Source organism: Nocardia sp. Tas62D01, assembly GCF_055232035.1.
The window spans coordinates 8046306-8065258 of sequence record NZ_JBUYUZ010000001.1 but is presented as its reverse complement, the minus strand read 5'-3'; the positions used below and the strand labels follow the sequence as shown (position 1 = coordinate 8065258).

Sequence of the window (18953 nt, the reverse complement as noted above, 5' to 3'; positions counted from 1 at the left end):
ATCAGAGCTTGCGGCTCATACATCGAGGCCGACAGGCTTGTCGTCGATGATTTGATCCAGATACTCGCTCATGCCGAACAATTCGGTTCCGTCGTCGCCGATCCACCGGGTCTGGCCCTCGAGGATCCGGGTCAGCTGTTCGTCTCCCGATCCATCCCGTTTCCGATGCCGCAATGGCACCGTCGCGCTGACGTCTCCGATGAAACGCCAGCTCTGATCATCGGCGACGAGTTCGACCGAAATGCGATCCGGGCCGTGGTCCTCGCAACGGTCGGTGCTTACCCGCACTTCGGTGCAGTGGTGCACATCCTCGCCGTCCCAGACGAAGCCCCCGGTCAACGGCGCGCCGTCCTCGACCCCGAAGTAGGCGCCCATGAACCCGAAATTCGGACTGGACCCGTGCAACCACCGATAGAACCAAGGCGCCTGCCACGACCGCGGGCCCCACGAGTGATCGCGCAATCCCGTCCCATCAATCGCAAACGTGTTGCCGCCCACGCTGATCGATCCAGTGACAGCCATGAATTGTTCGTAGTGATTCGGAGCGAACGCCGGACCGTCCCCGTCGAAGCTGTGGGCATACGGTTCGGAGAGCCGGGTAAAGGTCAGGTCCGCGGAGCACCCGACGAGTGGGGTTCCGGCCAGTTTGCGCGGCTCCAATAGGATTGCCGGATCGTCGAGGACATTGACCTCGCCCTCGAAGGTAGCGTGCAGCTTCCTGAACGGTTCCTCGACGCGGAACTCGAGCCCCGCTCCCGCGAAACCCTCGTTGGTCGCCACTTCCGGCCGCGCAAATCCGAACGCCGCTGTACCATCGGGAAGATAGAGGCAGACGGTGCGCTCGCCCCTGCCCTCGTTCGGGCGGTTGGCCAACCGCACGAACTCGCTGATCCGATTCACCGGATCGTGGAAATGGAAGTACATGGACTCGTTGAAATCGGGTTCGCTGCCGACCAGATGTGTGTAGTCGTCCTCGAGGTTCATTCCACGCCCCTACTCGTATCTCGTGCCCGGCTGTCGCTCTCATCCCGGACGAGTTCTACCGCTTCGTCGAGCAGAAAACCGATCGTCGCGTCGAGTTCGTCGAGGTCGAGCGAACCGTGCTCACCCATAGCCCCGGACCGGCGGCGCACCAGCACGCCCTGCAGCAGCGTCGCCGCCCGCCAGTGCGTGAAGGCGCGGTAGTAGCCGATGCGGTCGACGTCCAGGCCGGTCGCCATGCAGTACGCGCCGACCAATTCCGCCCGGCCCGGAAACCCGCCGGCGCGGGTCGGGCTCGGCATGGATATTTTCGGCTCGTCCGCGCTGCGCCAGTCATCGAGCAGCCAGGCCAAGTCGGCCAACGGATCGCCCAACGTCGCCAGTTCCCAATCGAGCACGGCGGTGATCCGGCCGGCGTCGACCAGCAGATTGGACAGCCGGTAATCGCCATGCGTGATGACCACTCGCTGCTGCGTCGGCACATCGCGCTCGAGCAGCGACCGGACGTGCTGCCATACCCGGTCGTGCCCTGACTGCTCACTCCATTGCGACCAACTCCGGGCCGCCCGCCGCATCTGCCGGGGCAAATATTCGGTATCCGGCCCCAGATCGCCCAACCCGACCGCGGCCGGATCGATCGAATGCAGGCGTGCGAACACCTCGATTACCTGCTGACCCAACCCGTAGCGCTGCTCCGGGCTGAGCGCGGACGCGTCCGCCTCCGATTCCAGTGGCGCACCGGCCATCCGGGTCATGACGTAGAAGGCAGCGGATTCTCCGGCCCCAACCACCGTTGGAAGCGGAATTCCCGACTCGGCCAAGGCTTTCAGAATCCGCGCCTCGCGCAGCACGTTGTGCGCCGTCGGATCGTGCAGGCCCGGCGGCGGCTCACGAAGGATCCAGCTGGCGCCCGCCTCGTCGCGAACCAGATTCGTAATATTCGACTGGCCGTATCCGATCCGCGAGATACGCAGCGCACCGATAACCTCGGTGCGCTGCGACAGCCAACGCCGAAGCTCTTCTGTCCGAGCGACTTCCGTCGTAGGCATGACTCAGGCGGCGGTCGAAATCGGGAAACGCTGCGACACCTGTTCCACGACAATCTTGGCGGTCTCCGCACACGCGGTGGTGCCACCATTGGCGTATTCCTTCACGCCGTCGCCGACGTTCCACAGGTTGGCGATCGGTGTCGTGTTCGGCAGGTCGAAACCGGCGACCGCGCGCTGCGGCGGCCACCCGTCCCTGGTGACCTCGATGGACAGGATGCGCGCCCGATCGAACCCGGGAAACTCCGCACGCAGGTCGGCCATCAGCAGTTCGGTTTCGACCTGTTCGTCGAAGTCACCGACCGCGGGCTTGGGAACCGACGTGCCGACATACAGGTTCCAGCCTTCCGGTGCCATTTCCGGGCAGGTGTCGGTGAAGTTCGCGACATAGCACAACCGCTCGGTCTTGGCGAAACTCAACATGCCGGGCACATCGATGAGCCGCTCCTGGCTGGCGAAGTTCACCGCGATCATCGAACAGGGCCGGTCGCCCTTGCCGACGAGCTCGAGGTACTCGCCGGGCAGGTTGTTCTCGCCGACGAGCGCGACGGTGGCCGCAGGCCCCACATCGCTGATCGCGAAGCGGACACCCACCTCGTAAGTCTGCTCGTCGCGCTCGATTACCGCACCGGCCACCTGGCCATCCGCGACAGTGAGCGACCGAACCTCGCTGGACAACCAGATCTGCCCACCACCGGCGGTGATCGTCTCGGCCAACGACTCCCAGATCCCGATCGTGCCCTCGGGACAGAACCCGAACTTCTTGAAAGCACTCTTACGAGTGAAGTAGGTCAGGAACACCCGCGCCGGAAGCTCCTCGGAGCTCACCGCGAACACCGAACCGCACATGTTGCGGAAGATGCCGTGCACGCCCTCGTTTTTCGTGTACTTGGCCACCCACTCCGCAGTGGACAGCTGCTCCTCCGGCAACCCGTCGTCCTTGCGCGCGGCGCCCAACCCATTGACCAGTTTGGCACCCTGCCTGGTCAGCTTCGAGAGTAGGAAACCCCAGCCACCACCGGTGACATCGACATTCTTCCCACCGACGCGGTACAGGATCGGCGGATTGGGGCGGCGCACATCGAATTTGGCACCGACCTCCTCAAAGGTCTCCTCGGTGATGCCACCGACCTCGATGACGATCGCCCCGTTGTTCACCTTGAATCCGTCGATGTCACGCGTCGAGGCGCGGCCGCCCACGAATTCCAGCCGCTCGACGACGAGGGTCCGGTAACCCAGGTGAGTCAACCGTGCCGCCGTGAACAGACCACCCGCGCCTGCCCCGACCACGAGCGCATCGAAATCCAGTGTGTTGTCACTCATTATCTTCCCAATCAATAGCGTTCACTATCGATGACCAATCCCGTCACCGTCCTTCGAACGTGGCCTTGGTTTTCGTGATGAAACTGCGCGCGGCGCGTGCCGCGTCCACCGTGGCGCCGGTGCGAGTCAGCGCCTCGATCTCCGCGGACAACTGCTCCGACAGCGTGGAGGACGATGAATCGCGAAGCAGATTCCGGATTTCCGCGTACGCACGGGTCGGACCCGCAGCCAGGGCTTCGGCCCGGTTCACCGCGAGCTCCTCGAGCCGGTCCTTGGCAACGACTTCCGAGATCAATCCCCATTCGCGGGCTTCGCGCGCGTCGAGGACGCGCCCGAGGTAGAGCTCCTGCGCCCGGCGCAGCCCGACCAGCCGCGGCAGATACCACGAGGTCCCGCCGTCACCCGACAGTCCGAGCGCAGTGAACCCGGTCGCGAATTTCGTTCCCTCCGCGGCGAGCGCGACATCAGCGCAATAGAGCAGGCCCAGCCCACCACCACCGACAGAACCGTGCACCGCGGTCACGATCGGCACGGGCAGCTCACTGAAGATGCGAAGCGCCTCGTGGTACGGAGTCACCATGCGCCGCAAGGTCGTCGACAACTCCTCCGGCTCGGTCTCGGCGAAGATCGTGATGTCTCCACCGACCGTGAAGGCTGGGCCGTTGCCCAGCAGCACCAGTGCCCGCAGATCCGATCGCACCGCACACCGCTGCGCGATCTCATACAGATCGTCCGCCATCGTCCGATCAATCGCATTACGCTGGGCCGGTCGGTTCAGCCGCACGACCGCGATTCCGTCCGTGACAGAGAATTCGACGGTGCGCAGCCCGCTGTCCGGGATCAACGCCTGCCGCCACCGTTCGCTGTCCGTGAGCTGGGCCAGCCCGATGATCCGGTCTTGCGAGAACGTCAGAATATGCACGAACTCGGCGTCCAAGACACCCTCCCCGGCCCGGGCGGTACCGGTGTACCGACCGATGACGGCAAGTCGACCATCGTCGAGCCAGCTGAACTGCGCCGGCACCGCGCGCGCCCGGTAGTGCTTGGCGATGCGGCCCCAGAAGTCACGTCGCATGGCGTCCGGCCCGTGATACACCCCGCCGAGATCGAACGGAAGCCCCTCGGTCGTGCGCCCCTCGAACCGGGAGTGCAGGATACCGTCGAGCCGCTCCCGATCCCCCCGAGCCAGCGCGTCGTACAGATCAGCCGCCAGACTCTGCGCGACGGCCCGGTCGGGCTCCCGCACCGGCAAGGTCGCTGCTTCTTCGCATGCCACAGCATCGCCTCCAAGGTTCATCGTTGAATCCAGCTCACCCGCGCAATCGAATGGCTCTGTCGCCGGGTCGCGTTCAGCCTCGCCTATGCACGTTTACGGCCGCCGGCCTACCAGAAATTTCTTCTAATATAGATTAGAAGTTAGCTCACCAGTGGGTCCCTGGTCAAGCAGTCCAATCCCCGCTCGGCGGGGCCCGGTCGGCCCGTACAACCGTGGGTCAAGCACCTGATAGCGCTGTCTGAAAAGAGGGCAGGTTGGGTCTGATGCGGTGACCGCCGATCACCCGCCTCAGGCCCCGAGGTCCAGTCGACCTGGACCGAGACCTGTCGCGCGAGGTGGGATCAGCGGACATGGTTTGCGGGGTCCAGCGCAGCGGTCGGCTGGTCGTCTACTCGCTCGAGCTCGTCGCGATCGCAGTCTGGGCCGCGTGCGGCAGCGTGTGCATGATTTCGCGGACCCGCGCCTGGCGCCGCTGGACTGCCTGACGGACCGGCATGCCCGGGGTGGCCCGCATCTGCGGGATGATCCCCTCGACCTCCTCCGCGCCACCGTGATGGTGACCGGCGTCCACGAGCGCCTGCTCGCGCGCCATCTGCGCCTCGCCCTTCTCCTCGGACATACCGATCGGACCGATCATGCGGCCGTTGAGGAACTGCTTGACCACCGGCTCCTCCGAGGTGAGCAGCACCTCGCGCGGGCCGAACATGACCAGCTGGCGGCGGAAAAGCATGCCGATGTTGTCCGGCACCGTACGGGCCAGGTTGATGTTGTGCGTGACGATCAGGATCGTGGCGTCGATCTGCGCGTTGATGTCGATCAGCAGCTGGCTCAGATACTTCGGCGATCGGTCTGCCGCCGCGGACGTGACTCAACCCACCCAGGCTTCGGGATGTTTCTAATTTAGAGTAGATACTGCTTGGAGGTCGGTTATAGAGAGGGAGTAGTGCAGATGCCGCTGGTTGCGGAACAACCCGAGGACTGGACAGAGCCCGGCGCGCATTTGGTAGCGCGCGGAATCCACCGCATCCCGCTGCCCCTCCCCCTCGACGGGCTCAGCACTGTCAACGCCTACGTCATGGAAAGCGCGGACGGGCTGATTGTCATCGATCCCGGCTGGTCCGGGCCGAAGACCGAGCGCGCCATGGCGTCCGCGCTACGTCGGCTCGGCTACCAGCTGGACGACATCGTCACGTGCCTGGCGACGCACCACCACTGGGATCACTACTCCCAGGCATACGACTGGCGCGCGACACTCGGTTGCAGACTCTTTGTAGGGCAGGAGGAACGCCACAGCATCGTGGGGTTCCGTACCGATGCCGGGCGGTTCCCGAATCATGCCGCGCTGCTCACCCGATGCGGAGCAACCGAACTCGCCCAGCAACTCGCCCGCACCGCTACACCCGAGCACGAGACGGGTCTCTCGCTCGGCCCGCCCGACGGCTGGCTCGAGCACGGCGATCGGATCGCGCTCCGCACCGGGGAACTCGAGGTGATCGCGACGCCTGGACACACCCGAGGCCATGTGGTCTTCCATCGCCCCGACAGCCGAATACTGTTCTCGGGCGACCACATTCTGCCGCACATCACGCCATCGATCGGCTTCGAATGGGCGCCGGAAGCACATCCGCTGCGTTCCTACCTCGCCTCCCTCGAGCTCGTGCACGGACTGCCTGACGCAGCCCTACTGCCCTCCCACGGTCCCGTGACCACCAGCAGCCATGCCCGTATCGAGGAGCTCCTGCGTCACCACGGGCACCGGCTGAACGAAGTCTGCGATGAGGTCGCCGCTGGCGCCACTACCGCCTACCAGGTGGCACAGGCGCTACGGTGGACCCGTCGGGCCCGGCAACTCGATGAACTACCGGTCGAACACCAGCTTTCCGCCGTCACCGAAATCCATGCCCACCTGGATGTACTGACCCTCCTCGGCAGGTTGGGCCACGACGACGACCACGGCAACGTACGCTGCTACGCGCTCACTGCATAGACCGCAGCGCCAACGACGCCGCCCCCGCGATTGGGGCCCGGCATACTTCGTCGCTCAGGCGTTCACCTATGCCAATGCCGTGATGCGGTCCACGGCATCCCCGTACTCGGCCCGCATGCGGGCGACAATCGCTGCGGTGCTCTCGACCTTGTCGACCACGCCTATCCCCAGACCCGAACCCCAGATCTCACTCCACGCCTTCGGTTTCGAGTCGCCGGTCGCCGAGCCCAGCTGCTGCCCAAAACTAGCAGGCAGATTGTCGGGATCCAGTCCGGCGGCGGCAATGCTCGTGCGCAGGAAGTTGCCGTGCACACCGGTGAAGTAGTTCGAATACCCGATGTCGGACGCCGAACAGTCGACCACGCCCTGTTTGTACGCCGCGAAGGCATTCGCTTCCCGGGCCGCGATGAACGCCGAACCCTGAACAAGTCCTATCATCCCAGGCCACAAGGCATTTCGCCTACTCAACACCTACACGCCGTGGAAACCAACCGGTGGATCCGGGCTCAGTGGCCGGGCAGCGTCACAGCACAGGTTCGCCCGAGCCCGCCCGGTACGCGGCCGAGGGGACTGCCGATGAACGCTTCGTCGCGTTGCGCATTGATGCTTCCTCCGGATCGGAGGCCCGGTCTCAACTCTGACAGGCCGACACATTGACATATAACGTAGATTCAAAACTGGACACGAAACCGATCGGCCCAGCGAGATCTTGGGGTGTGTCCCGAGAGCCGGCGCGACAGAGCTGAATTATAATTGAACTGTGGCTAGAAAAACGAGGGTGGAGCCGACGCTTGACGAGGACCAGTCATCGGACTCGAAGGCGGCTAGGACGCGCCAGCGCATTCTCGATGCGGCGGCGCATGTGCTGAGCATGAAAGGCTACTCGGGAACGCGGCTGAGCGATGTGGCGGAGTACGCCGAACTGCAGGCGCCGGCGATCTATTACTACTTCCCCTCCCGTGAGGACCTCATCGAGGAGGTCATGTGGAGCGGGATCGCCGAGATGGTCAAGCACCTGCAGGCCGTCATGGACGAGGTGCCCAGCGATGTCTCGCCGATCGAGCGGATCATGATCGCCATCGACGCGCACCTGCGCCACGAACTGGAGCTGTCCGACTATGCGACGGCAGCCATCCGGAACAGCGGGCAGGTACCTGAACACCTGCGCGCCCGGCAACTCGCCGAGGAGGCCAACTATGGCTCCATCTGGCGGAAGTTGATCAAGGATGCCGCCGCGGAGGGGCAGATCAGGAACGATCTGGACCTACATGTCACGCAGATGCTCATTATGGGTTCACTGAACTGGGCCGCGGAGTGGTGGACGCCCCGTCGAGGGTCGCTGGAAACCGTCATCCGGACGGCACAGTCGTTGATTCGCAACGGAATTGCGACAACCGATTCGACCGCGGCCACGTCACCGCCGCGGCGCAGGCGCGCGCCGCGGAAGGCAACCATCCGAACCGAATCGGCCTAGCGGAGCAGGGTCAGCGCTCGATCCGAAGCGCCTCGGTCGGGCACCCCTGCACCGCTTCCTCGACGGCGGCGAGCTCGTCGTCGGCGATGTCCTCCTCGAGCAGGACGAGGTCGCCGCTGTCGTCGACCTGGAAGAACGCCGGCGCGAGCGACTCGCAGATACCCAGACCCGTGCACTTGCTCCGGTCAACGACAACCTTCATCACTGCCTCCTCTGTCAGGCTCGACCGAGATGTCGCCTGCCCGGCCGATGCCAGTGCCCGGCACCGCCTCGGGTGCTATTCTTTTGAATCGAAGATAAATTAGATTCCCTGCACGGTCAACATGCGGGAACCTCGACGAGGGAGGGTGTAGACATGGACCTGGGACTCTCCGACGCACGTGTGCTGGTCACGGGCGGCGGATCGAATATCGGGCGCGGCATCGTCCATGGCTTCGCGGCCGAAGGCAGCCGGATTGTCATCTGCGATATCGATGGCGAGCAGGCCGAAAAGGTTCGCACCGAAGCGCTCGGAATGGGCGCGGCGGCAGTCGAGGTGGTCGCGGCCGACCTCACGCTGCCCGGCGCCGCGGAGCAGGCCGTCCGGCGCGCAGTGGACTCCTGGGGCGGCCTGGATGTCCTGGTCAACAATGCGGGCTGGAGCCGGCCGGGATTCCTCACCGACGACACCGACCGCGACCTGTGGCAGCGCACGGTGGAGGTGAATCTGTTCACCGCCATCGCCGCCACGCAGGCCGCGCTCGGCCCGATGATCGAAGCGCGCCGGGGATCGATCGTTTTCATCGCCAGCGACGCAGCGTTCGGGCAGATCCGGCAAGCCGTCTACGGCGCAACGAAGGCGGGGCTGATCGCACTGGCCCGCACCACCGCAAAGGAACAGGGCCGCAACGGGATCCGATCGAACATCATCTGCCCCGGCCTGGTCATGCCTGAGGGCCCGGAGGCAGTCGGCCGCGACAGCCTCTGGGCCGTGGGCAATGACGCCGTTTTCAACGAGAGGCAGATCGAGTTCCTGCTCAAGGACATTCCGTTGCGACGGCTCACCAATGCCGCCGATATCGCCAACTCGGTGCTGTGGATCTCCTCGGAAAACGTGGCGCGGCAGGTGACGGGGCAGATGTTCTCCGTGAGCGGCGGCTACACGATGCCATGACCATGGCGGCCTCCTCCCCCGCAGGTTCGCCGATGAATGCGACTCGCGAGCGCATTCTCGCCGCGGCCGCCCACGTGCTCAGCCGACGCGGCGTCGCGGGCACCCGCCTGTCCGACATCGCCGCGCACGCGCAGTTGCGGACCCCTGCGGTCTACTACTACTTCCGATCCCGCGATGACCTGATCGCCGAGGTGATGCGCGAGGGACAGTGCCGCGTGCGCAGGCATGTCCAGCGGGCGCTCTCCGCTCAGCCGCCGGGTACCCCCGTGGTCGAGCTGATCGATGCCGCGGTCGAGGCACACCTGCGCATCGAGTTGGGTCTGTCGGATTTCGCATCCGCTGTGACCCGAAATGCCGGTCAGCTGCCGCCGGCGATCACCGAGTCACTCCACACGGAGAGTGCGGCGTACCACGCGATCTGGCGCAGCCTGCTCGAACAACTGGCCGAGTCTGGAGCGCTACGACCCGGGCTCGACATCGGGATAGCCCGCATGCTCGTCGTCGGGGCGCTCAACTGGACGGCGGAATGGTGGAACCCCGAACACGATTCACTCGAACACTTGGTCGCGACCGCGCAGTCGGTCGTGCGCAACAGCCTCGTGGACTCCAACGGCGGTCCGTCCGCGTCCGATTGAACCGGCCGCGACGCAGGTCGACGGCGGTTCGACAGTGTACAAATTTGAGTCTATATTAAATTAATTGAATCCAACCTGGTAGGAGAAATCAATGCCCGAGGCGTACATCATCGATGCCGTTCGCACCGCGGTAGGCAAGCGCGGCGGCGGCTTCGCCCAGTCGCATCCGGCGGATATGGCGGCGCACGTCATCAAGACCATGGTCGGTCGCAACGAATTCGACCCGGTCGACATCGATGACGTGATCCTGGGTTGCCTCGACAACATCGGCTCCCAGGCAGGCGATATCGCCCGCACCGCGGCCCTGGCCGCGGGCCTGCCGGAGTCGGTCCCGGGCGTCACCATCGACCGCCAGTGCGGCTCGGCGCAGCAGGCTGTGCACTTCGCGGCACAGGCGGTGATGAGCGGGACCAGCGACCTCATCGTGGCCGGCGGCGTGCAGAAGATGAGCCAGTTCCCCATCCTGAGCGCGTTCCAGGCGGGCGGAACCGTACGGATCGACCGATCCGTGGACCGGCAGCGAAGGCTGGGAGGCCCGCTACGGCACGCAGGAGATCTCCCAGTTCCGGGGCGCGGAGATGATGGCCGAACAGTGGAACCTGAGCCGGGAAGCCAATGAGGCCTTCGCCTTCGAGAGCCACCGCCGCGCGCTGCACGCGATCGCTGAGGGCTACTTCACTCGTGAGGTCACCGAGTTCGCCGGCGTCTCGGTCGACGAGGGGCCGCGCACCGACACCTCCCTCGAGAAGATGGCGCAGCTGAAGACCCTCACCGAGGGCTGTCGGCTCACCGCCGCGGTCGCCAGCCAGATCTCCGACGGTACGGCCGCACTGCTCGTCGCGTCGAAGGCCGCGGTCGACCGCTACGGCTTCACACCCCGCGCGCGTATTCACCACATCTCGGTGCGTGGCGCGGATCCGGTGATGATGCTCAGCGCCCCGATTCCCGCCACCCTGCATACACTCAAACGAGCCGGCCTGTCCATCGACGATATCGACGTGGTCGAGATCAACGAGGCGTTCGCGCCGGTCGTGCTCGCCTGGCTGGCCGAGACCGGAGCCGACCCGACCACGGTCAACCCCAACGGTGGCGCCATTGCCCTCGGGCATCCGATCGGCGCCACCGGCGCCCGCCTGATGACCACACTGCTGCACGAACTCGAACGCACCGGCGGCCGCTACGGCCTGCAGACCATGTGCGAGGGCGGTGGCCAGGCGAACGTGACCGTCATCGAGAGGCTCTGAAATGCTCCGCACCCTGTACGACGCCGACCACGAGGCCTACCGCGAGACCGTGCGCGGGTTCCTCGAACGTGAGGTCGCGCCCTACAAGGACAAGTGGGACGAGGACCGCTGGATCGATCGCGAGGTGTATAAGAAGGCGGCCGCCGCGGGCCTGTACGGCCTCGAGATCGGCGAGGAGTACGGCGGTTCCGGCGTGCACGACTACCGGCACCGCATGGTGGTCTCCGAAGAAGTGTCGCGCATAAACGCACTGTCTTTCGGCGTCACGATCAGCCTGCAGGACGACCTCGTCCTGCACTATCTGCTCGACCTCACCAACGACGAGCAGAAACAGCGCTGGCTGCCCGGTTACGCATCGGGCGAGATCATCGGCGCCCTCGCCATGACCGAGCCCGGCGCGGGCAGTGACTTGCGCGGAATCCGCATGAGCGCGGTGCGCGACGGCGATGACTGGATCATCAACGGGCAGAAGACCTTCATTTCCAGCGGCATCATGGCCGATGTGGTGGTGGCGGCGCGCACCGATCCCGATGCCGGCTCGCGCGGATTCAGCCTGTTCGTCGTCGAGCGAGACACACCGGGCTTCGAACGCGGACGCAAACTCGACAAGATCGGGTTGCCTGGACAGGACACCGCCGAACTGTTCTTCGCCAACGCCCGCGTCCCGCACGCGAACATGCTCGGCGAAGAAGGAAAAGGCCTGCAGTACTTGATGAGTCACCTGCCGCGCGAGCGACTCGGGGTCACCGCGACAGCACTGGCGACGACACGGGCGATCCTCGACCAAACCATCGAGTACTGCAAACAGCGGCGCGCCTTCGGCCAGCCGATCGCCGATTTCCAGCACGTCCGCTTCGAGCTGGCCGAAATGCAGACCGAGTTCGAGATCGCGGAGGCCTACGCCGACCGATCGGTCATCGCCTACAACGCGGGCGAACTCGATCCGATCGACGCGGCCAAGGGCAAGTGGTTCCTGAGCGAACTGCAGAAGCGAGTAATCGACCGTTGCCTGCAGCTGCACGGCGGGTACGGCTACATGACCGAATACCCTGTCGCCAAGGCCTACATCGACACCCGGATCCAAACCATCTACGGCGGCACCACCGAAATCATGAAGGAACTCATCGGGCGAGCGATCGTTCGCTGATTCCGGCGGCAGCCGACCGGCCGGTCAACCCCGGTTCGCTGGGCGAATATCGAACAGAGGCCCCGAACTCATACGGTCTCGTCCCGGTTGCCTGAGGAGAATATCGTCGCGACCCACTCCCCTTTCTTGATCTCCTGCCCACCCAGGACGGTGTCCTGGGTCGCGGTCCTGCGGAAGGTCATGACCGGAGTCACTCATCGCACGAATTCCTCGTTGGCCGTACCGATCCGACCCGAGGTCCGCGCAGTACAGGACGCGGTCGACGCCCAGCGGACACAGGTGGTACTCGAAGCTGTGCGAACCGTCTTCGACGACGACGAAGCGCTACACCATGCCCGGTGGGGCGTTTACCTGCTAGTCGGATACCAGCAGTTGGACGCCGGCAAAGACGTCGCTTCGTTGGAATGGGTCCTGCGCAGGCTGCTGCGCGACGTGGTAGAGCGACAGTCACACGAACAGGGCCACGTAACGCCAATCGAGAACCGCCCGTTCACCATTGGCCACCCGACCACCCGCGAAAACCTCTGAGCGGAGTTGCACCAGGCGAGAGCCCGCAGCGTACGGCGTGACCTCCTCGACGGTGATTACACTGCGCAGTGTGTCGCCTTCGTGTACGGGACCGAGGTGGTCGCAGCCGTGCCAGCCGACCACCGTCGCCAGATTCGGGAAGGCCCGAGATGCCTGCGACAATGCGATTCCGATCGTGTGGCCACCATAGACAAGCCGGCGACCCCCGGCCGCGTGTTCGTCGTGGTGTACCCGAGCGATATTGAGACTGATCCGGGCGAGCTGCGTGGCCGCGTCGACCACATCACCACCGATCACCTCGATCTGCTGCCCGGCTTCCGGAACAAGGCCGTGCGCGCCCGGCACCCGCGTTAGCGCGTCGACATTCCAGTCACCTACCGCCGCCGCCCAATTCAGGTCGGTGTCGGATCCGATGTCGTCGAGGTTGTCTGCCCGTCCGGTGTCGCGGTCCTTGCGTAGTGGCAGCATGGCGCACCGCCAGAAGTCGAGGACGTCGCGGCCGCGCTGATCGACCGTATGGATTCGCAAGGCCACCAGACCCGTCGGAGCCCGGTCCAGACGACGCCGGTTCTGCCGCAAGCCTTCGACCGTCGTCGTGGTCGTGAGCGTGTCCCCCAGGTGCGGCATCCGCCGGAAGACCAGCCCACGATAGAAGAGATTTGCCTTGACATGGTGCGTGACCACTGTCGATTGCCCGATGGCGATGTCCCACACCAGAGCTGGGTGCGCCAGGTACGGCGCACCGGTCACGGCGGCCGACAACTCGTGATCGAGGGGCAAGCGCAGACGGTCGCCGACCACCGACTGATGCACGGCCGCGAGACCATCCGACAGGGTGAGCGACGGCGCACCGTTGAACACCTGGCCGGGTTCGAGCTCGTCGAAGTAGGGTCCTTCTGCGTTCACTGGGTAACTCCGATCTTGCGCAGGGTCCGGCGGGCGGCCACCGCGACCGCTTCATCGATCATCTGGCCGTCGAGTTCTACGGCGCCGCGGCCGCGGCCGTGTGCCGCCGCCAGCGCGTCCACCACTCGTTGCGCGTACTGGACCTGCTCCACGGTCGGTTCGAACGCCAGCGTGATCGTTTCGAGCTGCCGGGGGTGAATCGCCCACTTGGCATCGAAGCCGATACGCGCGGCATGACGTACCGCGGCGCTGAAGTCGTCATCAAGTCCGACGCCAAGATACGGGCCATCCACCGCATCGAGCCGACTCGTGCGCGCGGCCGCAATCACCCTGTCCTGCACCGCAATCCAGAATGTCGGAGCCAGCCCCGCGGCCCTGCCCAACGACGCGGCGAGATCCGCGTACCCGGTGATCAGCGCGGCGAGCCGCGGTGAGGAAGCGGCGATCTGCTCGACCCGGCTCAGCCCGTCGGCGGTTTCGATGAGCGCCTCCACGACGACCGGGGCACAACCTTCGGCACCGGCCTCTATACCGTCGAGCAACCGGTCGACGAATTCGAGATCACCCGGGGACTCGACCTTGGGCAGCACGATCGAACTCGCCGGCACCGCCGACCGGACGACCGATTCGATGTCGAGGTGGCACCAACGGCTTCGAGGCGCGTTCACCCGCACCGCGATCGCGGGCAACTCGGCGACGTTGTCCCAGGCGATGGTGTCGAGTAGCGCCCGCGCCCGATCCTTGTCAGCGGGCGCCACCGCATCCTCGAGATCGATGACCACTTGGTCTGCACCCGCCGTCATCGCCTTGCGGATCTTGCGCTCGTCGCCACCCGGCACGCAGAGGACCGACCTCCGCGGTGGACGTCTCGTCATCGATAACCCACCTTTCATAGTTTTTAATCTATGTTAAAGTATATCGGTAGTCATTGGAGCCTAGCGAGGAGTCACAGTGAGCGAGCTGTCCGCCGAGGAACAGCAGGTAGTGGCGACGGTGCGCGAATGGGTCGACCGCGAGGTCCGCCCGGTCGCTCGCGACCTGGAGCACGCCAACGAGTACCCCGAGAAACTGATCGAGCAGATGAAACAGCTCGGCATCTACGGTTTGGCCATCCCGGAGCCCTACGGCGAAGCACCGGTCTCCATGCCCTGCTACGTCGGTGTGACCGAGGAGCTCGCCCGCGGCTGGATGAGCCTCGCCGGAGCAATGGGCGGCCACACGGTCGTATCCAAGCTGATCCTCACCTTCGGCACCGAAGAACAGAAGCAGCGCTACCTGCCGAAGATGGCCACCGGCGAGATCCGGGCGACGATGGCACTGACCGAGCCCGGCGGGGGTTCCGACCTACAGGCCATGACCACTGTCGCGAAGCGCGACGCGGACGGCTACATGATCACCGGCGCGAAGACCTGGATCAGCAACGCCCGCCGATCGCAACTGATCGCCCTGCTGTGCAAGACCGATCCCGCCGCCGAACCGCGCCACCGCGGCATCAGCATCCTGCTCGTCGAGCACGGGCCAGGGCTGACCGTTTCGCGCGACCTCCCGAAGCTCGGATACAAGGGCATCGAGAGCTGTGAACTCGCCTTCGACGGCTACCGCGCGCCTGCCGATTCGGTGCTCGGCGGCACGGAGGGCAAGGGCTTCGCCCAGATGATGAAGGGCCTGGAAACCGGCCGCATCCAGGTCGCCTCGCGCGCCCTCGGTGTTGCCCAGGCGGCATTCGACGACGCCTTCGCCTATGCCCAGCAGCGCGAAAGCTTCGGTGTGCCGATCTGGCAGCACCAGGCGATCGGCACCTACCTCGCCGATATGGCAGCCAAACTCACCGCCGCACGACAGCTCGTCCTGCATGCGGCGCGTCGGTTCGACGCGGGCGAGCGATGCGATATGGAGGCGGGCATGGCCAAGTACTACGCCTCCGAGGTCGCCATGGAGATCGCGCTCAACGCGGTACGAATCCACGGCGGCTACGGCTATTCGACCGAGTACGACGTCGAGCGGTATTTCCGTGACGCGCCCCTGATGATCGTGGGCGAGGGCACGAACGAGATCCAGCGCAACGTCATCGCTTCGCAGCTCATCGCTCGCGGTGGCCTCACCCGATAAGCCCGAGCGGAACCACGACAGTCGGTGCGGGCCACTCGCGTCGCCCGCACCGACCGTTGTCGCGCGCGTCCGGCCGGGAAACGCGGCGTATGTGGCATTTTGCACATCGTCAGGGCGATCAGGGTGGCACGCGATCCGAAATTGCCCGGGCAGATACGAGAGAGGGTGGTTCGCCTCGCGAGGGGAACCACCCTTTGTGTCATGGGCGCGGGCTACGAGTTCACTTGCGCACCGACCGGGCGGGCGCACGCTTTGCCGACTCCGGTGCGTTCTCGGCCGTGGCACGGTTCGCCAGCATGCCGCCCGCGGGCGTGCTATTGATTCGGGCGTCGTATCCACTCCGTGCGGAACGGTCGAACGTCAGGAAGGTGGAATCGGCCTTGATCAGATGGTTCATGGTGTCCCGAAGCCTGCGGCCGAGCAACGGCTGGGTACGCGCCAGCAGACCGAGAATCCCGGGGAGGTAGATGTCCGATTTGCGCGCCGCGATGGCGCGAACGATGCCCTCGGCAACCTCCTCCGCCTCCAGATTCCGGAAGAACTTCGTTCCGGTCGTGCCCGCGATCAGCTCGGTGTTGGTGAAGGAGGGCAGCACGCAGGTGAAGAACACTCCGGACTTCGCGAACTCCACCCGCGCCGTCTCGGTCATCGAGATGACCGCCGCCTTGCTCGCCCCATAGCTGAGCCTGCCGGGGACTGGGGCGGTGCCCGCCATGGACGCCACATTGACAATGTGGCCCCGACCGCGCGACAGCATCCCGGGCAGCACGGCTCGCATGCCTATCATCGGACCGGCCACGTTGATCTCCGGCACCCGCTTCGACAGCGATGTCGTCTCTTCGAGAAACGGACCGATCATGGCGGCAGCGAAGTAGCGGGTCTCCGCGCTGAGACCCCGCGACACCTATTGGCGGTCATGAAGTCGGAACGCGACTGGTGCGACGGCTGGCAGCGAAGGCGAGGCCCTCATCCCAAGTCGCCTTCTTCATGATCAGACCGCGGTACTTCATGATGACGTTCTGGCCGTTGACCGTGAGTGCGCCGGCGAGTCGGTCGCCCTGGCGATACAGCGCCACGCATCGACCGTCCGTGTCCAGGTCTCCGTCGACGACTTGGATCTCGTCGGCAGTGGGAACACCGACGAACTGGATCCGGCTGTCGTACCAGTCGGACCAGAAGTAGGGCACGGTCTGATACGGCTTGGCGGATTCGGGATCCAGTGCGTTGCGCGCGGCGACCGCGCCCTGCTCGGCCGCGCTCGTCCAGTGCTCGAGCCGCATCAGGCGATCGAACAGCGGGTTGTGCCAGCGCGCGACGTCACCCGCGGCGTACACCCGCTCGGCACCAGCCCACAGGTTGACGTCGCACACGACGCCGTTGTCCAACCGCAGACCGGAGCCCTCCAGCCACCCGGTCGCCGGAATCGCACCGATTCCGACGACCACCAGGTCGGCCTCGATCGAGGTGCCGTCGGTCAGCAGCACTCGCTCCACCTGCCCGTCCCCCGCCAAGCCGGTCACGCCGACGCCGCAGCGCAGATCGGTCCCGCTGCGCTCGTGCAGGGAGGCGCACACGGCGCCCATTCGGTCGCCGACCGCCCGGACCAGCGGTGTCGGCAGTGCCTCGATGATGGTCACCTCGAGCCCACGCTTGCGTGCGCCCGCCGCCACTTCCGAACCGATGAAACCAGCACCGATGACGACTGTCCGCGCACCCGCATCCAGGGATTCGCGCACCGCGATCGCGTCGTCTAGGGTCCGCAGGGTGTGCACTCCGCGGAGGGCCTCCGACCCGGGCAGTGTCCGCGCGTCGGCGCCCGTCGCGATGACCAGCGCGTTGTAGTCGACCGCGCGGTCACCGATCAGCACGTGTTTGGCTTCAGTGTCCAGTCCGGTCGCTGGTGCGCCGAGCACGAGTTCAACGCCCAGTTCTTCACGCAGGACATCCTCGGTCCGGAAGATGGTCGACTCCGGCGTCTCCCCGTCCGACCGCTGATCGAGGTATGCCTTCGACAGTGGCGGCCGGTCGTAGGGCAAATGCTCTTCGGCGCCGATGAGCGTGATGCCACCGTCGAACCCCGCCTTGCGGGCGGCTTCCACCGCCCGCAACCCGGCCAGGGAGGCCCCGACGACTACAAGGTTCTCTTGGGACAACTCGCTCACCTTCCGCTTTCGTTCTGGTCGTTGCGCTGTACTTCGGGCACCCGACGGCTGCAGCGCCCGGGTCCCGGTCAGCCGACCGGGTTGATGCCCGGCTGCGCGCCGGTCATATCGGTGATCTCCTTCCAGCGCTCGGCAACCTCGTCGAGCGTTGGGGTTTCGTCGAAAGTGACGCCAGTGGACTGGAAGTACTGCACACGGTGTACTTGGCCGCCGCCCGCAACCAGGACCGTGCCGCTGTCGGTGCATTCATCGCTGACCAGGTAGCCGACCACAGGGGCGACCTGTGCGGCGGGCAGTTTCGCCAGCAGTTCCGGCGGCGCGATGTCGGTGGTCATCCGGGTGGCCGCCATCGGCGCGATCGCGTTGGCGAGAATGTTGAACTTGCGACCCTCGATCGCGAGCGTGTTGATCAGACCCACCAGTCCGGCTTTCGCCGCGCCATAGTTCGATTGGCCGAAGTTCCCATAGATGCCGCTCGTCGAGGTAGCCACCACGATCCGCCCGTGCCCCTGCTCGCGGAAGTGCGGCCACGCCGCCTTGGCGACGTGGTAACCCCCGTACAGGTGAACCTGGACGACCGCATCCCACTCCGCGGTCGTCATCTTCTGGAATCCCTTGTCCCGCAATATACCTGCGTTGCTGACGAGGCCGTGCACAGCGCCGAATTCGTCGAGCGCGGTCTGCACGATGGCCGCGGCACCCGCTTCCGTCGCGACGCTGTCGTAGTTTGCGACCGCCTGTCCACCGGCCGCGCGGATCTCGGCCACCACACCGTCCGCCATCGAGGTACCGGCACCAGAGCCGTCGCGAGTGCCACCGAGGTCGTTCACCAGGACGAGCGCACCATTGGCGGCGAGCAGCAGCGCGTACTCCCGCCCCAGGCCGCCACCAGCACCGGTCACAACGACAACTCTGTCTTCGACTCCTGACATGGCCTGTCCTTACGTTGATCCCTGGGCTCACCGACCGGTGTTTAATTGAG

General features: G+C 65.5%; 17 protein-coding genes and 3 pseudogenes. 7 read left to right on the top strand and 13 right to left on the bottom strand.

Translation table 11 applies throughout. The features are described 5' to 3' along the window. Nucleotides 1–15: 15 nt before the first annotated feature. From ACV7NQ_RS38825 to ACV7NQ_RS38805, 5 genes and pseudogenes are all read right to left on the bottom strand, one after another. Nucleotides 16–984 (bottom strand): DUF7065 domain-containing protein, encoded by a 969-nt coding sequence (locus ACV7NQ_RS38825; RefSeq protein ID WP_463364086.1) that lies wholly within the window; start codon nt 982–984, stop codon nt 16–18. Beyond that, on the bottom strand, nt 981–2030 hold the full coding sequence (locus ACV7NQ_RS38820) for a phosphotransferase family protein (protein WP_463364085.1): 1050 nt from the start codon (nt 2028–2030) through the stop codon (nt 981–983). Before ACV7NQ_RS38820 ends, ACV7NQ_RS38825 begins: the two co-directional genes overlap by 4 nt. 3 nt (nt 2031–2033) lie before the next feature. Further along, nucleotides 2034–3350, bottom strand: a complete 1317-nt coding sequence (locus ACV7NQ_RS38815; protein WP_463364084.1) for a phytoene desaturase family protein — start codon at nt 3348–3350, stop codon at nt 2034–2036. Nucleotides 3351–3393: 43 nt separating this feature from the next. Then, complete coding sequence (locus ACV7NQ_RS38810; RefSeq protein WP_463365988.1) at nt 3394–4596, bottom strand: enoyl-CoA hydratase-related protein; 1203 nt, start codon at nt 4594–4596, stop codon at nt 3394–3396. A 418-nt stretch (nt 4597–5014) separates the two neighbouring features. After that, nucleotides 5015–5461: pseudogene (locus ACV7NQ_RS38805) on the bottom strand (ABC transporter ATP-binding protein); the annotation flags it as partial. A 114-nt stretch (nt 5462–5575) separates the two neighbouring features. Between ACV7NQ_RS38805 and ACV7NQ_RS38800 the strand changes: the two are divergent. Further along, nucleotides 5576–6613 carry an MBL fold metallo-hydrolase gene (locus tag ACV7NQ_RS38800; RefSeq protein ID WP_463364083.1) on the top strand — a complete coding sequence of 346 codons (1038 nt, stop codon included), beginning with the start codon at nt 5576–5578 and terminating at the stop codon, nt 6611–6613. Nucleotides 6614–6679: 66 nt separating this feature from the next. Here the strand turns inward: ACV7NQ_RS38800 and ACV7NQ_RS38795 are convergent, their stop codons facing one another. Further along, nucleotides 6680–7051, bottom strand: coding sequence for a nitronate monooxygenase family protein (locus tag ACV7NQ_RS38795; RefSeq protein ID WP_463364082.1), 372 nt, complete (start codon nt 7049–7051; stop codon nt 6680–6682). A gap of 340 nt (nt 7052–7391) precedes the next feature. Here ACV7NQ_RS38795 and ACV7NQ_RS38790 point away from each other — a divergent pair, with 340 nt between their 5' ends. Beyond that, a complete protein-coding gene (locus ACV7NQ_RS38790) occupies nt 7392–8087 on the top strand; it encodes a TetR/AcrR family transcriptional regulator (RefSeq protein ID WP_463364081.1) in 696 nt (231 codons plus the stop codon). A 10-nt stretch (nt 8088–8097) separates the two neighbouring features. Here the strand turns inward: ACV7NQ_RS38790 and ACV7NQ_RS38785 are convergent, their stop codons facing one another. Further along, the gene (locus tag ACV7NQ_RS38785; protein WP_463365987.1) at nt 8098–8289 is read right to left on the bottom strand and encodes a ferredoxin; all 192 of its coding nucleotides are present in this window, start codon (nt 8287–8289) and stop codon (nt 8098–8100) included. Nucleotides 8290–8442: 153 nt separating this feature from the next. Between ACV7NQ_RS38785 and ACV7NQ_RS38780 the strand changes: the two genes are divergently transcribed. The 4 genes and pseudogenes from ACV7NQ_RS38780 to ACV7NQ_RS38765 all read left to right on the top strand — a co-directional run bounded on the left by ACV7NQ_RS38780 (nt 8443) and on the right by ACV7NQ_RS38765 (nt 12266). Next, nucleotides 8443–9240 (top strand): SDR family NAD(P)-dependent oxidoreductase, encoded by a 798-nt coding sequence (locus ACV7NQ_RS38780; protein WP_463364080.1) that lies wholly within the window; start codon nt 8443–8445, stop codon nt 9238–9240. Between the two features lie 32 nt (nt 9241–9272). Continuing rightward, nucleotides 9273–9875, top strand: a complete 603-nt coding sequence (locus ACV7NQ_RS38775) for a TetR/AcrR family transcriptional regulator (protein WP_463364079.1) — start codon at nt 9273–9275, stop codon at nt 9873–9875. A 91-nt stretch (nt 9876–9966) separates the two neighbouring features. Continuing rightward, nucleotides 9967–11119 (top strand): annotated as a pseudogene (locus ACV7NQ_RS38770) (acetyl-CoA C-acetyltransferase). Nucleotide 11120: 1 nt separating this feature from the next. Next, nucleotides 11121–12266 carry an acyl-CoA dehydrogenase family protein gene (locus ACV7NQ_RS38765; RefSeq protein WP_463364078.1) on the top strand — a complete coding sequence of 382 codons (1146 nt, stop codon included), beginning with the start codon at nt 11121–11123 and terminating at the stop codon, nt 12264–12266. Nucleotides 12267–12337: 71 nt separating this feature from the next. Here ACV7NQ_RS38765 and ACV7NQ_RS38760 read toward each other — a convergent pair. The 3 genes and pseudogenes from ACV7NQ_RS38760 to ACV7NQ_RS38750 form a co-directional block, all read right to left on the bottom strand. Continuing rightward, nucleotides 12338–12499 (bottom strand): annotated as a pseudogene (locus tag ACV7NQ_RS38760) (cytochrome P450); the annotation flags it as partial. A gap of 214 nt (nt 12500–12713) precedes the next feature. Beyond that, nucleotides 12714–13700: a MaoC family dehydratase gene (locus tag ACV7NQ_RS38755; RefSeq protein WP_463364077.1), complete on the bottom strand. Its 987-nt coding sequence runs from the start codon at nt 13698–13700 to the stop codon at nt 12714–12716. Then, the gene (locus ACV7NQ_RS38750; RefSeq protein ID WP_463364076.1) at nt 13697–14575 is read right to left on the bottom strand and encodes an HpcH/HpaI aldolase/citrate lyase family protein; all 879 of its coding nucleotides are present in this window, start codon (nt 14573–14575) and stop codon (nt 13697–13699) included. Before ACV7NQ_RS38750 ends, ACV7NQ_RS38755 begins: the two co-directional genes overlap by 4 nt. A 76-nt stretch (nt 14576–14651) precedes the next feature. Here ACV7NQ_RS38750 and ACV7NQ_RS38745 point away from each other — a divergent pair, with 76 nt between their 5' ends. After that, nucleotides 14652–15809 carry an acyl-CoA dehydrogenase family protein gene (locus ACV7NQ_RS38745; protein ID WP_463364075.1) on the top strand — a complete coding sequence of 386 codons (1158 nt, stop codon included), beginning with the start codon at nt 14652–14654 and terminating at the stop codon, nt 15807–15809. A gap of 220 nt (nt 15810–16029) precedes the next feature. On the opposite strand, the gene ACV7NQ_RS38740 is transcribed toward ACV7NQ_RS38745, so the two are convergent. From ACV7NQ_RS38740 to ACV7NQ_RS38730, 3 genes are all read right to left on the bottom strand, one after another. After that, nucleotides 16030–16713, bottom strand: a complete 684-nt coding sequence (locus ACV7NQ_RS38740) for an SDR family NAD(P)-dependent oxidoreductase (protein WP_463364074.1) — start codon at nt 16711–16713, stop codon at nt 16030–16032. A 10-nt stretch (nt 16714–16723) separates the two neighbouring features. Continuing rightward, a complete protein-coding gene (locus ACV7NQ_RS38735; RefSeq protein ID WP_463365986.1) occupies nt 16724–17962 on the bottom strand; it encodes an NAD(P)/FAD-dependent oxidoreductase in 1239 nt (412 codons plus the stop codon). A 77-nt stretch (nt 17963–18039) separates the two neighbouring features. Further along, nucleotides 18040–18903 carry an SDR family NAD(P)-dependent oxidoreductase gene (locus ACV7NQ_RS38730; RefSeq protein WP_463364073.1) on the bottom strand — a complete coding sequence of 288 codons (864 nt, stop codon included), beginning with the start codon at nt 18901–18903 and terminating at the stop codon, nt 18040–18042. Nucleotides 18904–18953: the final 50 nt, after the last annotated feature.

Excerpts from the sequence above, each read along its gene's own strand:
- ACV7NQ_RS38730 (WP_463364073.1), bottom strand. The coding sequence starts at position 18,903 with ATGTCAGGAGTCGAAGACAGAGTTGTCGTTGTGACCGGTGCTGGTGGC.
- ACV7NQ_RS38820 (WP_463364085.1), bottom strand. The coding sequence starts at position 2,030 with ATGCCTACGACGGAAGTCGCTCGGACAGAAGAGCTTCGGCGTTGGCTG.
- ACV7NQ_RS38825 (WP_463364086.1), bottom strand. The coding sequence starts at position 984 with ATGAACCTCGAGGACGACTACACACATCTGGTCGGCAGCGAACCCGAT.
- ACV7NQ_RS38815 (WP_463364084.1), bottom strand. The coding sequence starts at position 3,350 with ATGAGTGACAACACACTGGATTTCGATGCGCTCGTGGTCGGGGCAGGC.
- ACV7NQ_RS38785 (WP_463365987.1), bottom strand. The coding sequence starts at position 8,289 with ATGAAGGTTGTCGTTGACCGGAGCAAGTGCACGGGTCTGGGTATCTGC.
- ACV7NQ_RS38795 (WP_463364082.1), bottom strand. The coding sequence starts at position 7,051 with ATGATAGGACTTGTTCAGGGTTCGGCGTTCATCGCGGCCCGGGAAGCG.
- ACV7NQ_RS38780 (WP_463364080.1), top strand. The coding sequence starts at position 8,443 with ATGGACCTGGGACTCTCCGACGCACGTGTGCTGGTCACGGGCGGCGGA.
- ACV7NQ_RS38765 (WP_463364078.1), top strand. The coding sequence starts at position 11,121 with ATGCTCCGCACCCTGTACGACGCCGACCACGAGGCCTACCGCGAGACC.
- ACV7NQ_RS38750 (WP_463364076.1), bottom strand. The coding sequence starts at position 14,575 with ATGACGAGACGTCCACCGCGGAGGTCGGTCCTCTGCGTGCCGGGTGGC.
- ACV7NQ_RS38800 (WP_463364083.1), top strand. The coding sequence starts at position 5,576 with ATGCCGCTGGTTGCGGAACAACCCGAGGACTGGACAGAGCCCGGCGCG.
- ACV7NQ_RS38775 (WP_463364079.1), top strand. The coding sequence starts at position 9,273 with ATGAATGCGACTCGCGAGCGCATTCTCGCCGCGGCCGCCCACGTGCTC.